Raw genomic sequence first — 15220 nt, 5'->3', positions numbered from 1 at the left:
ATCCGCCCGGCTCATCCGGCCAACTCCAGCAGTTCGGTGCAGAGCGGGGTGACCCCGTCCGCGGTGAAGAGGCCGAGCTGTTCGGCCATCGCCGAGAGCTGGTGGATGCGCAGGCCCACGTTGCCCGCCCCCTCCGCCTGCTCGGCGAAGTACCGGCCGTTGCGCTCGTGCAACTTGCTGAACACGATCATCCGGCCGTCATCACCGACCCGCAGCTTGCGCAGCGCGACCCTGCGGGACTGCGCGATCATGTCGTCCACGAAAGCACGGGCGAGTTCGGGCAGCGGCTGGTCCTCGTGCTCGGACCTGCGGAAAGCGACCCAGTTGGGGTCCAGGAACTGGCCGCGTCCGGATGAGCTGCGGCGACGTCCCAGGAACGCGTCGAGGCTGCGACCCTCCAGGTGCTCAAGGCGCCGTGCGCCGAGCAGCAGCATGGCCAGGTCGGCCTCCGGGGAGAACGGCTCACCGAGGAAGGGCTCCTCCGCGGGCAGCGGGTACCCCTTCCGGTCCACGGCCGGCGGCAAGGACCTGGTGAACTCCCGAACGGTCACGTCGGACACCTCGGAACTGATCCACGCGTGGAGGTCGTCCCTGGTCGCGGTTCCGCTCATGTCGAGCACCTGTTGGACGAGTGCCGCCCACATGCGGCGCCACGCGCCGACCGAGTGGTGCCGGAGCAGCACACCGCGCCACGCCCGCGCTCGCTCGTCGCCGATCAGGACCGGATCGGTGTCGAGGGTGTCGCCGTAGGCGAGGTAATGCCGGAATGCTTCCACGCGGGCCTTGCCGGGCATGCGCTGAACTGCCCGTGCCAGGAAGCGCAGTGTGGCTCGCCGCGTGTGGTCGTCACCGCTCCACTCCTCCGGCAGGTGGCGTCGGTCGCGTGTCGCGGCGAAGAGATCGCGTAATGGTGGCAGGTCAGGGGTGTCCGGAGCCTCCATCGCCAGCGTGGAAAGCCGGTCGACATCGCCGTCGCTCATCTCCTCGCGAGTGGCGAGGTCGATGAGCGGCCGGAACATCCGGCCCACCGAGGGGGGACACGGGTGTTTGCCGGCACGGAGTGCACCGGCCTCGATGGTGACGGTGCCCATGGCCATGCTCGGACCGTTGTACTGGGACCAGAAGCCCCATGAACGAGGCGAGTACGAAGAACGTCCTGGGCTCGCCAGGCCGGTGGCGAAGCCCTTGTTCAGCAGTGATTGGACGGTATCGGTGCCGTGCGCGAACAGGGCTTTGTCGTGAGCTATCGATGTGAGAGCCAGACCGACCTCGGTACGGCGCACCAGCGTCTGGCACGCCGCAGGGTCGAGATCGTGTTTCTCCGCGTGATCGGCCAGCGTCCAGTACAAGGAGTAGTAGCGGACCAGCCGGGTCAGCGTGGACACGCCGGGTACCAGCGTGTCCACCATGCTCGTCACCGGTGCTTCGACCGAGAGCGGGTAGCGACCGCCACGCCGGTCGAGACCGGGCTCGCACCACCGAGGCCCGTCCACCTCAGCGGGGATCACAGTGCTCCGCCCGATCCGAACTCGATACGCACACCTCGTGGTGATCGCTCATGGCCATGACTTCGTTTCACCGTGGCCAGGGAGGGTGCGGCACCTCACGGCGCGACCAACACAGTGGTGTGTAGTCCAGAAGTATGAAGACTGGATGAAGGGGCGGGCGCCGCCAAATACGGTCGATGCGAACGACACTGGTCGGCCACGTGTCCAACAATGCCTGTGCGATGGTCGCTTCCTCACGCTCGGCGGACGCTCCGATCGCTGCTCAAGAGGTCGTGCGGTAGATCGCTTTGTTGTGATCGTGTGCGCGCAGGCCGTGTGGTGCTCAGTCTGTTGACATTGTCAACAGACTGTTGTGGGCGCATTGTGCGGTCCTTGTGTGCTGTTGTCACAAACCGGGGTGCCTTGACGATGTGGAGCGAGTGGGTCGTATTCACGACTGACGGGGGCGTGGGAGGGTGGGAAGGTGACGTCGAGGGTGAAGGTCGTAGCAGGCCGCTTTCGGTTGGCGACTGCGATCGGCAAGGGCAACATGGGCGAGGTGTACCGCGCGGAAGACTTGGCCGGTCCGGGCCGAGATGCCGTCGCTGTGAAGCTCGTCCTGCGTGGCCTGTCAGGCGCTCTGCTCGATCCCGACTTCGACGAGAAAACAGTTTTGCGGTTCGAGCGTGAAGTCCGGATCATGCGCAGGCTCGATCACCCCAATATTCCGCGGCTTATCGCAGGTGGCGTCGACCGGTTGCCCTACCTGGTGATGGAACTGTTGGACGGGCGCACGCTCCGTGACCTCATCGCCGAGTGCCCGCAGTTACCGATTCATTGGGTTGCGGCAATCGGTGCGCAGATGGCCGACGGGCTCTCGGCGGCCCACGCCGAAAATATCGTTCACCGTGATCTGAAGCCGGCCAATGTCATGCTCGTCCAGGGTGGCGGGGTGAAGGTCCTTGATTTTGGCATGGGTCGGATCATCGATGACGCCGAGGGTGGAAAGCTGACCGGCAGCGGTGTCACGGTTGGCACCGCCCGCTATATGGCACCTGAGCAGTTCGAGGCATCTTCGGTTACCCAGGCCGCCGATCTCTACGCGCTGGGCTGCGTTTTGTTCGAGCTGTTGAGCGGTGTTCCGCCGTTTCACAGCGAGTCGGCGCACGAGCTCGGCGAAAAGCACCTGAAGCAACAACCTCCGTCGATCAAGCTCCTACGCTCGGACACGCCTGAAGCATTGGTGCTGTTGATCGAGAAGCTGCTGGCGAAGAGTCCGGCCAGCCGTCCGACCGACGCCGTCACTGTGCGAGAGGCGTTGCTGCCTCTCGTGGCGGGCGGCGAAGATGAAGGGGTTCCGGGCTGGGGCTCCCTCAACCCGGTCGCTTGGGTCGCGGCGAGGCGCGAAGCGGGGCACGAGGCCCCGGTGATCGCGTCCAGTGCGCCGGTGACGACATCCGGAATGGACGTTTTCACGGTGCACGAGAAGCTCATCGCCGATTATCGAGCGTTCACCGAGGGCGGAACGATCATTCGTGACGAAGAGATCGCCGAGTTCGTCCGGCAGGATCTGGACAGCAAGTCCCAGTGGCCGGATCCCTGGTTGTCGTTGAATCCGTTCTTCGCTTCCGGCGGGACGGTACTCGAACTGGCCGGCGATGGGGTGCTGCACAGCGAGTGCGCACGGATCTTCCAGGCCGGCAAGACCGAGGGCGGTACCGTGTGTGACGGCCGTTCTCTGACCCTGCACCGTCACCAACGCGAGGCGATCGACGTCGCGGATGCCGGTGAGTCCTACGTGCTGACCACGGGAACCGGATCCGGAAAGTCTCTTTCCTACATCATTCCGATCGTCGATCGAGTGCTGAAGGAACGGGCCGAAGAGGGGCGCTCCCCGCGCAGACGGGTCCGCGCGATCATCGTCTACCCGATGAACGCTCTGGCCAACAGCCAGCTCAAGGAGCTCGACAAGTTCCTTCTCGACGGCTACGGCAAAGGCCATGAGCCGGTCACCTACGCGCGCTACACCGGCCAGGAGACCGACGAACGCCGCAAGGAGATCCGCGACAACCCGCCGGACATCCTGCTGACCAATTACGTCATGCTGGAGTTGATGCTCACCCGGCCGGACGACCGGAAATCCCTGATCAAAATGGCGAAGGGGCTGCGGTTCCTGGTCTTCGACGAACTGCACACCTACCGCGGCAGGCAGGGCGCTGACGTCGCACTGCTGATTCGCCGGGTTCGCGATGCCTGTGAAGCCGACCGCCTGCAGTGCATCGGCACCTCCGCCACCATGTCCAGCGAGGACACGTTCGAAGACCAGCGGAACGTGGTAGCCGAGGTGGCCACGATGCTCTTCGGCGCCGAAGTGCGCCCGGGCAACGTCATCGGAGAGACGCTCGTGCGCGCCACCAATACCGGAGACGCCACCGTGCCGGTGAAACGACTCCGGGCGGGCGGGCCGCCACGTGCGTACGCGGACCTCGTGACCGATCCTCTCGCCTGTTGGATCGAAACGCGCTTCGGGTTGCGAAAGGACGCCACCGGCCGGCTGGTCCGGCAGAAGCCCGCCAAGATCGAGGACGCTGCCCGCGAGCTGGCCGAAGCCAGCGGCCTCACCGTGCGTGCCTGCAAGGAAGCGATCCAGAGCACCCTCAAGGCAGGCTCGGAAGCACGGCATCCGGTCACCGACCGTCCGCTGTTCGCGTTTCGGCTGCACCAGTTCTTGTCCAAGGGCGACACTGTCTACGTCACGCTCGAAGACAAGGCGTCACGCCACCTGACCCGCGACTACCAGCGCGTGCTGCCCGGCTCGGATGGCAAGATCCTGCTGCCGCTGGCTTTCTGCCGTGAGTGCGGCCAGGAGTACCTGACCGTGTGGCGGACCGACAAGAACGGCGCCGTCCGCTACGAACCCAGGCGGGACACCGCGGCGACCGGTGGACGCGCGGGCGACGGCTACCTCTACCTCGATCCAGACCGGTCCTGGCCCAGCACCACGGAAGAGGCGATCGACGGTCGCCGGCTTCCCGAGTCCTGGCTGGAAGCCGATGAACACGGCGACGAACGCGTGCGCGAGTCGTATCGGCCCAGGCTCCCGGTCGCCGTCAGTGTCGATCCTTACGGCAAAGAGGTGGCGCGTGGTCTCGCCGTCGCTTTCATCCCGGCGCCGTTCCTGTTCTGCCTGCACTGTTCGGTCAGCTACGAGCAGACCCGGGGCAAGGATTTCGCCAAGTTGGCCACCCTGGACCAAGAGGGACGATCGTCGGCTACGTCGCTGGTGTCCGCGTCGATCGTGCGTTCGCTCAAGGCTGTTCCCGAGGAAGCGCTCAGCAAGAAGGCGCGCAAGCTGTTGACCTTCGTCGACAATCGTCAGGACGCATCACTGCAAGCCGGTCACTTCAACGACTTCGTGCAGATCACGCAGCTGCGCGGGGCACTGCACCGCGCGGTCGCGGCTGCGGGGAAGGCAGGCATCCGACACGAACAGCTGGCGTCGAGGGTCGCCGGTGCGCTCGGCCTCGCCCCCGCCGATTACGCGAAGGGCGCCGACAAGCTCGCTCCGGCGTTGCGCAGCCGTGCCGCCAAGACGTTGCAGGACGTCATCGCTTTCCGGCTCTACCTGGATCTTCAGCGCGGCTGGCGGATCACCATGCCGAACCTGGAACAGACCGGCCTGCTCCAGATCCACTACGAGGATCTCGATTGGCTCGCCGACACGGACGACCAGTGGGACGGCACGCACCCGAGCATCCGTGACGCCGAGCCGGACCGCCGGGTGGAGATCCTCCGGACCCTGCTCGACCACCTGCGCCGCAACCTCGCCATCGACGTGCAGTACTTCCGCGAGGATTTCGATTCCCTGCAGCGCGCCAGCGAGGAGCGCCTCGTCGATCCCTGGGTGCTGTCGACGAGCGACCAACCGCAGGTGGGAACGGCCTTCCCGGGAAGTTCCCGCCCGGGGATGAGCCGGTCGAGCCTGTTCGTGTCCGGTCGCGGCAAGTTCGGCAAGTACCTCCGCCGCGAGCACTTCAAGGGCCTGTCGGCGGACGACGCTGCGCAGGTGATCGAGCAACTGCTGGAGCTGCTCGCCGAAGTCGGGCTCGTCGAGCGAGTGGACGTCGCCCCACAACGTTCCGGGCGGTTCCGGCGGGGCGCGGGATCGAGCGCCACCGGTTACCGCGTCGCGGCGAGAACCCTGGTATGGCAGGCCGGAACGGGTGAGACCGGTTCCCACGACCCGCTGACCCGCACTTATGCCAGCGGCGACGGTCCTCGGGTCAACACGTTCTTCCGCGACCTCTATCAAGAGGCCGGCAGTGCGCTCAGCGGTCTGTCCGCTCGGGAGCACACTGCGCAGGTCGATCCAGAAACCCGCGAGCAGCGAGAGGAGGCGTTCCGCGGAGGCGACCTGAAACTGCTCTACTGCTCGCCGACCATGGAACTCGGCGTCGACATCTCCGAGCTGAACGCGGTGATGCTGCGCAACGTCCCGCCGACTCCCGCCAACTACGCGCAGCGCAGCGGTCGGGCTGGCCGATCGGGCCAGCCTGCGCTCGTCACCACGTACTGTGCCACTGGCAACAGCCACGACCAGTACTACTTCCGTCGGTCTGACCGGATGGTGGCTGGGATCATCACCCGACCTCGACTGGACCTGACCAACGAGGATCTGGCGCGCTCGCACGTGCACGCCATCTGGATGGCGGAGTCAGGTCTGAAGCTGGGGCGGGCCATCCCCGACATCATCGACATCAGCTACCACGAGGACACCCGGCTGCCCGATCCCCCATTGCGGCTGCACGACCACATTGAGGCGGGCCGTCGTGAACCGCAAGCGCAGCGACGTACCGTCGAGGCGGCTCATCGCGTGTTCAGCGAGATGCGAGCCGAGTTCGCCGAGACCTCCTGGTGGCATCCGCAGTGGATCGAGGAGACCGTCCGTGCCGCCGGTGAGCGGTTCAACGCGGCGTTCGACCGGTGGCGGCTGCTGTTCAAGGCCGCTCTGATCGATCAAGCCGAGCAGAACCGCCGGGTTCTCGACCACACGCTGTCCAAACGTGACCACGACATCGCCAGTGCCCGCCGGCGTGAGGCCGAGACCCAACTCAACCTGCTCAAGAACGACACCGCTGACAGCAAGTCGGTGCTGTCCGATTTCAACCCTTACCGCTACCTCGCCAGCGAGGGGTTCCTGCCGGGCTACTCGTTCCCCCGATTACCCCTCGCGGCCTATGTGCCCACGTCGGGTCGCCGTTACGGCGACGGAGACTACCTCCAGCGCCCGCGTTTCCTGGCCATTCGCGAGTTCGGCCCGGGAGCGCTGATCTACCACGAAGGAAGCCGGTACCAGGTCACCCGGATCCAGTTGACGTCGGATGCGAGCGGTGACCTGGTCACCACGAGCGCCAAGCGCTGCGGTACCTGCGGCTACCACCACGACATCGGGGAGTCGGCCAGCCGTTGCCAGATGTGTGACGAGCCGCTGCGGGAGAACACGACCGGCCTCTTGCAGTTGCACACCGTCTATACCCGCAAGCGCGAACGGATTTCCTCAGACGAAGAAGAGCGGCGACGGGCCGGTTTCCGCCTGATGACGTCCTATCGCTTCCACGATCACGGCGCCCGCCCCGGCCGGAGGGACGCCCTGGTCTCGGATGTCGACGGCCTGATCGCGTTGGTCATCTACGGGGACTCCGCGACAGTGCGGATCACCAATGTCGGCCGGGTGCGCGCGCGGGAGGATGAACCACCGGGCTTCTGGCTTGACCCGGCGGACGGTCGCTGGCTGAACGAACGCGAAGCCGGCGAAGCTTCGGGGGATTCCAGCGAGCTACCGGTGGTCGACGGCGACGGCAATGAGAAACGCCACAAGAAGCGGGTCATACCCTACGTCGAGGACCGCCGCAACGTGCTGGTCGTCAAGCTCGCAGACCCGCTTGACGAGCCGGTCGCACTGTCCCTGATGTACGCGTTGGAGCGCGGTATCGAGGCTGAGTTCGAGCTGGAGGACTCGGAGCTGGCCGGCGAATTGCTCCCGCCTGATGACGGTCCCCGTGAACGGTTCTTGTTCACTGAAGCGGCGGAAGGTGGTGCGGGTGTCCTGCGCCTGTTGCAATCAGACCCCGACGCACTCCGGCGAGCTGCGGTCAGGGCGCTAGAGATTTGTCACTTCGATTCGGACGGTACAGACCTCGGTGGCCCGCACCCGGACCGGCGCTGTGCGCGTGGTTGCTACGAGTGCCTCCTCACGTACGGTAACCAGGGTAGCCACGGATTGATCGATCGCCATTCCGTGCGTGCTTTGCTCCTGCGACTTGCCGGGGCTCGTGCGGAGACGACGGGTCGGGGTGAGTCTCGCACCGAGCAGTTGGATCGGCTGTCGGTGCAGTCGGAAAGCGGGCTAGAGAAGCGATTGGTCGCTTGGCTCAAGGAGAACGGCTTGCGGCTCCCCGACGAAGCGCAGCCGTTCATCGCCGAGGCGCTTGCCCGTCCCGATTACGTCTACCGGTTGCCCGGCGTGAACGTGGCCGTGTTCGTCGACGGACCCGTGCACGACTACGCCGCGGTCGCCCAGCGCGACGCGGAGGCCGCGAGTCGTCTGGAAGACGCGGGCTGGGACGTGGTGCGGTTTCCCCATGACGGTGATTGGGTTGCCATCGTAAGTGAGTGCGAACGCTATTTCGGGCGCATCGCGGGCATGTGACGACGGAAGAGAACATCATACAGATGAGCAGCTTCACTGCGGGTTCGCTGGTTTCCGCGCGTGGCCGTGACTGGATGGTACTGCCGGAAAGCGCCGATGACATGCTGGTCCTGCGGCCGCTCGGTGGCTCGGACGACGATGTCGCCGCCGTCTTCCCGGCTTTCGAGAACGTCCGGTCCGCCGAATTCCCCCCGCCCTCTCCCGATGACCTGGGTGATGACCTGGCGGCGGGCATGTTGCGCTCCGCCCTGCGAATCGGATTCCGGTCAGGTGCTGGCCCTTTCCGCTCGCTCGCCGGAATCGCGGTCGAGCCCCGCGCATACCAACTTGTGCCGTTGATGATGGCTCTGCGACAGAAGACGGTGCGCATGCTGATCTCCGATGATGTCGGAATTGGAAAAACTGTTGAGGCCGGTTTGATCGCGAGCGAGTTGCTCGCTCAAGGCAGTGCGCGCAAACTTGCCGTGCTGTGCTCGCCTGCACTGGCCGAGCAGTGGCAGCAGGAGCTGCGGACCAAGTTCGGCATCGACGCCGAACTCGTCCTCGCCTCGACCGTGTCCAAGCTGGAGCGCAAGCTCGACCTCGGTCAATCGCTGTTCGACCGGCACCCGCACGTGGTGGTCTCCACCGACTTCATCAAGTCGACCCGGCATCGCGACGACTTCGTCAAGCACTGCCCCGACCTGGTCATCGTGGACGAGGCGCATACGTGTGTCACCGCTGACGAGGTGTCCTCGGCGCAGAGCCAGCTCCGCTACGAGCTCCTTCAGCGGATCGCGAACGATTCCGATCGCCACCTCCTTCTGGTGACGGCGACGCCGCACAGCGGCAAGGAGAGCGCGTTCCGCGCCCTCCTGGGCCTGGTCAAGCCGGAGTTGGCCACGGCGGAACTCGACACCAACGCGGGCAGACGCCTGCTGGCGGGCCACTTCGTCCAGCGCAAGCGAGCCGATGTGCGGCAGTTCCTCTCCACTCGGGACGGGCTGGCCGACGACAGCCTGCGTGAGGACACCGTGTTCCCGGCGGACCGCGAGTTCAAGGACGAGACCTACCACCTGTCCCCGGCATACCGAGCGCTGCTCGACGACGCCATCGCCTACGCCGGGGAACGGGTCAGCGCCGCGGGTGATCGCGGCAAGCGGGAGGCCCGCATCGCCTGGTGGTCCGCGATCGCGCTGCTGCGCTCACTGGTCTCCTCACCGCGTGCCGCGGCGCAGACGCTGCGGACTCGCTCGGCGGCGGCCACGGCCTCGACCGCGCAGGAAGCCGACCTGCTCGGCGCGCCACTGACCCGGGACTCCGCCGACAGCGACGCGCTGGAAGGGCTCGACGTCGCTCCCGGCGCGGAGTTGGACGAGCCGGGAGCGCGGCTGGGAGAACTCGCCGACCGAGCGGCGGCCCTGGAGGGCACTGCGGAGGACTGGAAGCTCGCGGCCTTGCTCAAGCAGGTGAAGGCGTTATTAGGCAAGGGATATCGCCCGATCGTCTTTTGCCGTTACATTCCGACTGCCGAGTACGTGGCAGAGCACCTGGCGCAGGCGCTGGGCAAGAAGACATTCGTTTGCCCGGTGACCGGAACGCTGTCCCCGCAGCAGCGGATCCAGCGTATCGAGGAACTGGCCGAACAATCGCAGGAAACTGCTGGATCCAAGCGGGTTCTGGTCGCGACGGACTGCCTTTCCGAGGGGGTGAACCTCCAACACCACTTCGATTCCGTTCTGCATTATGACTTGGCCTGGAATCCCACTCGGCACGACCAGAGAGAGGGGCGCGTCGACCGTTTCGGTCAAAAGACGAATGTCGTCCGGGTCGTCACGCTGTATGGCAGTGACAATGGCATCGACGGCAAGGTGTTGGAAGTCCTGATCAAAAAGCACCGGCAGATCAGGAAAGACCTGGGAATCTCGGTCTCGGTGCCCGACGAGATGTCGTCCGGGGTGACCGACGCGGTCGTGGAATGGCTGTTGCTGCGCAACCGGCGTCCGGAGCAGGCAAGCCTGTTCGAGGTGGAGACGATCCGCGAACGGGCCGCCGCCGTCGAGGCGCAGTGGCAGTCCGCGGCCGAGCGGGAGAAGGCGTCCCGGTCGCGGTTCGCCCAACGGACAATCAGGCCGGAGGAGGTCGCCAGGGAGGTAGCGGCCGTTCGGGACGCGCTGGGCCGCGCGAGCGAGGTCCGTGGGTTCGTCCGGCAGGCGCTCGGCGCGCTCGACGCCGTGCTCCGCCCCGACGGCGACGACTTCGCCGCTGATGTGTCCGGCACGCCGGCGGGGTTGCGGGACGCGCTCGCCCCGGTCGTCGGAGGTGACCTGCACAAGCCGGTCGCGTTCCGCGCCAGTGCCGCGGTGGCTCGCGGCGAAGCCGCCCTCGTGCGTACCGATCCGGTGGTGGGAGCGCTCGCCGGGTACGTCCTCAACTCCGCGTTCGACGAGAAGGTCTCCGGCCCTCGGCCGGCTCGCCGGTGCGGGGTGATCCGGACGAAGGGCGTCCAGACCAGGACGACCCTGTTGGTCGTTCGCTACCGGTTCCACCTCACGCTGCCGTCCCGGTCGGGAGAACGGAAACTGGTTGCCGAGGACGCCCGTCTGCTCGCCTTCGAAGGTGCGCCGGTGAATGCCCGGTGGCTCACCGCAGATGACGCCCGGGCGCTGCTCGACCTGACGGCGGACGAGAACACCGATCCGGTGTTCAGCAGGCGCACCATGACCAGAGTGCTCGACGGGCTGCCGGAAACAGCCGGCTACCTGGCGTCTTTCGGCGATGAACTCGCCGCCGAGTTGCTCGCCTCACACCGCCGGGTCCGCAGTGCGTCCGGCGAAATCGTCCGCGGCGTGCAGGTGACGGCGCAGAAACCGGCCGACGTCCTCGGCGCCTACGTCTACCTGCCGCTCGCTGGAGGAGCCGCCTGATGTCCGCCGTAACCCGCAACCAGGTCTTCCCCGCCGTCGACACCATCGGTGGACTGCTGCCCGCCGACATGCTCCTGCAGATCTCCGAAGGCAAGGACATCAGGGGATGCGCGCCCGCCGACTACCGCGTGCTCGGCTCGCGGTCGGTGCGTGACGAGGCGGAGCGCCACTGGGACTACCTCAAGGCCATCTGGACCGAGCTGCGCGAGCACCTGCCCGTCGCTCCGGAACAGGACACGCCGGCCGATCCGACCGGCCGGGCGGTCGCGGAGTGGTTGTTGCCGCTGTTCGCCGAACTCGGCTTCGGTGAGCTGACCGCTCTGGGCGCCTCCGGCATCACCTCTGACGACGGCGGTAAGAGCTTCGCGATCAGCCACCGCTGGAACCAGGTCCCGATCCACCTCGCGCCCTGGCGATTCACACTGGACAAACGACCGGGTGGCGCGGGCACGGTGCCGCCGCAGTCCTTGGTCCAGGAGTGCCTGAACCGGACGGATGCGCACCTCTGGGGCGTGCTCACCAACGGCAGGCAACTGCGACTGCTGCGCGACTCCAGCGCGCTGGCCACGGCGTCGTACGTCGAGTTCGACCTGGAGGCCATCTTCGACGGCGAGCTGTTCAGCGAGTTCGTGCTGCTGTACCGGCTGCTGCACGTCTCGCGCTTCGCCGTCGCGGAGGGCGCTCCGGCCGCGTCGTGCTGGCTGGAGAAGTGGCGCCTCGACGCGATCACGTCGGGCACCCGCGCGCTCGATCAGCTCCGGGACGGGGTCCAACAGGCGATCACCACACTGGGCACCGGCTTCCTCCGCCATCCGGCCAACTCCGGCCTGCGGGCGAACGTCGATGTCAGGGCACTCCACAACGCCCTGCTGCGGCTGGTCTACCGGCTGCTGTTCATCTTCGTGGCCGAGGACCGGGGCGTGCTGCACGCGCCGGAGGCCACCGAGCAGGCCCGGGAACGCTACGCCGCCTACTTCTCGACGGCGAGACTGCGCGCCCACGCGAGAAGGCGTCGCGGCACCACCCACGACGACCTCTACCAGGCGCTGCGCATCGTCCTGTCCGCCCTCTGTGACGAGAACGGCCGCCCCGAGCTGGGACTGCCGGGCCTCGGTGGCATCTTCGACCCGACGCCCGCCGACGCGGTGCTCGACGGCCTCGCGTGCTCGAACGAATACCTCCTGACAGCGGTCCGGCATCTCGCGCAGGTGCGCGACGTCGGCTCGCGGCGGGTCAGGGCGGTGGACTACCGGCACCTGGACGCCGAGGAACTCGGGTCCATCTACGAGTCACTGCTGGAACTCGTCCCGCGGCACAGCGCGGTGGACCGCACCTTCGAGCTGGTCGAGCTGGCGGGCAACACCCGCAAGACGACCGGCTCCTACTACACGCCGTCGTCGCTGATCGAATGCCTGTTGAACACCACCCTGGACCCGGTCATCGACGACGCGGTCAAGCGCGGCGAGCAGGTGGCTTCGGCCACCGGTCAAGTCGATCCGGCCGACGCCATCGTAGGTGAACTGCTGTCGCTGACGGTGTGCGACCCTTCCTGCGGTTCGGGGCACTTCCTGGTCGCCGCCGCCCGCCGGATCGCCAAGCGCGTCGCCGCGGTGCGCGAGCGCAACCCCGAACCCGTCACGGAAGCGGTGCGCGAAGCACTGCACGAGGTCATCGCGCGCTGCGTCTACGGCGTCGACCTCAACCCGATGGCGGTCGAGCTGGCGAAGGTGTCGCTGTGGCTGGAAGCCCTCGTGCCGGGCAAGCCACTGGACTTCCTCGACGCCCACATCAAGTGCGGCAACGCTCTGCTCGGCACCACACCGGCGCTCTTGCGGGGAGGCATCCCGGACAGCGCGTTCACCGCGACCGAGGGCGACGACAAGAAGTTCGCCAAGGTGCTGGAGAAAATCAACGCTGAGGAGCGTGAGGGCAGGTTCACCCTCTTCGACATCGAGGACGTCCCGGTGAAGGTCACCAACGCGGCCTTCGCCGCCAGCGTCCAGCAGATCACCGGGAAGTCCTCCGACGAGCTCCGCGAGGTGCGGCGGAAGGCCAAGGCATACACGTCCTGGGCGGAATCGCCGGAGTACGTCAATGCCTTGCGCCTCGCGGACGCCTGGTGTGCCGCGTTCATGTGGATCAAGACCGCAGACCGGCCACGGGCTGTCACCGAAAAAGTTTTTCGATCGCTTGAGGACCCGTCGGCGAAAGGCGCGTCGCCTGAGACCCATGACGAGGTCATCCGGCTGCGCGACCAGTACCGGTTCTTCCACTGGCACCTGGAGTTCCCAGAGATCTTCGCCGCCGGTGCGGGTGACGAGACGTCCACGACCGGCTGGCGGGGCGGCTTCAGTTGCGTTCTCGGCAACCCGCCGTGGGACAGCGTCGAGCTGAAGGAGCAGGAGTTCTTTGCTCAGCGCTCGCCCGAAATCGCCGCAGTAGGCAAGGCGGACGCCCGGAAGAGGTTGATCGCGGCGCTGCGAGACGACCCGGATACGCTGCCATTGTTCACCGCCTATGCCGACGCGAAGCGAGCGGTTTATGCGGAGAGCCACTTCCTGCGTCGATCGGGCCGGATGCCGCTGACGGGCAAGGGAAACCTCAATACCTACGCGGTGTTTGCAGAGACCGTGCGCACCCTGGCTGGTGACCACGGCCGGGCCGGGGTCATCGTGCCCACTGGGATCGCTACCGACGCGCGGACCCAGTACTTCTTCAAAGACCTAGTGCTGCGCGGTTCGCTCGTGACCTTATACGACTTCGAGAACCGCGAGGGCCTTTTTCCGGCGGTCGACTCTCGAATGAAGTTTTGCGTCCTCTCGCTCGCCGGGCAGGCGCTCCGCGAACCGGCGGCCAAGTTCGCGTTCTTCCTCTACGACCCGGCCGAGTTGGACGAGGCCGACAAGGCTTTCACCTTGTCACCGGAAGAGATCATCCTGCTCAACCCCAACACGGGCACCTGTCCGATCTTCCGCTCCCGCCGAGACGCCGAAATAATTCTCGACATCTACCGCCGTGTCCCCGTCTTTGTCGAAGAACCTGACGAGGAAGGTCAAGGTGGCAGCAATCCTTGGGGAATATCGTTCTTGAGGATGTTTGACATGTCTCATGATGCACGGTTCTTTCGAACTCGGGCCGATTTGGAGCAGGAAGGTTGGATACTGTCCGGTAATTTCTTCACTAAGGAAGGGCAGCGCATGCTTCCCCTGTACGAGGCGAAGATGATTCATCACTACGATTACCGCTGGATTACTTACACTGACGACGGGGCGACACGTGATTTCACGCTCTCGGAGAAGCAAGATCCCGATGCGGCGGTTTTACCTCGCTACTGGGTTCCTGATCATGACGTGTCGAGCGCGAGCGGAAAGGTGGACAAAGATGGCCGTGAAATCATGGATCTCGGAGTGTTCAGCCGACTTGCTGCAAAGGGGTGGAGGCGCGATTGGCTCATTGGCTGGCGCGACGTCACCAACTCGACTAATGAGCGAACTGTCGTAGCCGGATTATTCCCGTATAGTGCAGTCGGAAATACTCTTGCGGTTTCGCTTCCGGGCAGTAGGGATGCTAAAGATGTTTCGGCGTTGATCGCCAACGCTTCGTCGTTTGTGTTGGATTATGCCTGCCGTCCTAAGGTGGGTGGAGTTCATCTCAACATCTTCATTCTGCAACAGATTCCAATTCTAACTCCGCAGCAAATTCGTTTGCATAGGTGCTATATTGCGCCCCGGGTGATGGAGTTGACTGTCACGTCGCGCGAATTGTGCCAATTCGCCTTCGATATAAGCGAAAAAGGTGATCCGTTTGTATGGGACGAAGGTCGACGCGCTGTCATCAGAGCCGAGCTCGACGCGCTGTTCTTCCATCTCTATGGGATCGAGCGCGACAAAGTCGACTACATCCTTGACACTTTCCCGATCGTCAAACGCAAGGACGAAGCCAAGTACGGCACATATCGGACCAAGGAGCTGATCCTCGCTGAGTATGACCGCATGGCCGCAGTCGGCGTCAGCCTCACGACCCCGCTCGTCGACGGCGAGAACTACACCTCCACGCTTATCCCGCCGCCAGGACACGGTCCGCGTCATCCTGCCCGAGACGACCAGCCGACGGAGTAG

Annotated in this window: 4 protein-coding genes; 3 read left to right on the top strand and 1 reads right to left on the bottom strand. The window is 65.6% G+C overall.

Going from position 1 to position 15220, the window contains the following annotated elements; genetic code table 11:
* Positions 1-11: 11 nt before the first annotated feature.
* Positions 12-1409, bottom strand: coding sequence for a hypothetical protein (locus Q5530_RS33695; RefSeq protein ID WP_415366855.1), 1398 nt, complete (start codon positions 1407-1409; stop codon positions 12-14).
* Between the two features lie 574 nt (positions 1410-1983).
* Between Q5530_RS33695 and Q5530_RS33690 the strand changes: the two genes are divergently transcribed.
* Genes Q5530_RS33690 through Q5530_RS33680 form a run of 3 tightly spaced genes read left to right on the top strand, consistent with a single transcriptional unit; the run spans position 1984 to position 15220 of the window.
* Positions 1984-8196, top strand: a complete 6213-nt coding sequence (locus tag Q5530_RS33690) for a protein kinase domain-containing protein (RefSeq protein WP_415366854.1) — start codon at positions 1984-1986, stop codon at positions 8194-8196.
* Positions 8197-8219: 23 nt separating this feature from the next.
* The gene (locus Q5530_RS33685) at positions 8220-11102 is read left to right on the top strand and encodes a helicase-related protein (protein ID WP_415366853.1); all 2883 of its coding nucleotides are present in this window, start codon (positions 8220-8222) and stop codon (positions 11100-11102) included.
* Positions 11102-15220 carry an Eco57I restriction-modification methylase domain-containing protein gene (locus Q5530_RS33680; protein ID WP_415366852.1) on the top strand — a complete coding sequence of 1373 codons (4119 nt, stop codon included), beginning with the start codon at positions 11102-11104 and terminating at the stop codon, positions 15218-15220. Before Q5530_RS33685 ends, Q5530_RS33680 begins: the two co-directional genes overlap by 1 nt.

It is taken from the genome of Saccharothrix sp. BKS2 (assembly GCF_047689505.1).
Classification (GTDB): Bacteria; Actinomycetota; Actinomycetes; order Mycobacteriales; family Pseudonocardiaceae; genus Actinosynnema; species Actinosynnema lopnurensis.
The sequence above is the reverse complement of the archived record's forward strand: the minus strand, read 5'-3'. Positions and strand labels throughout refer to the sequence as shown.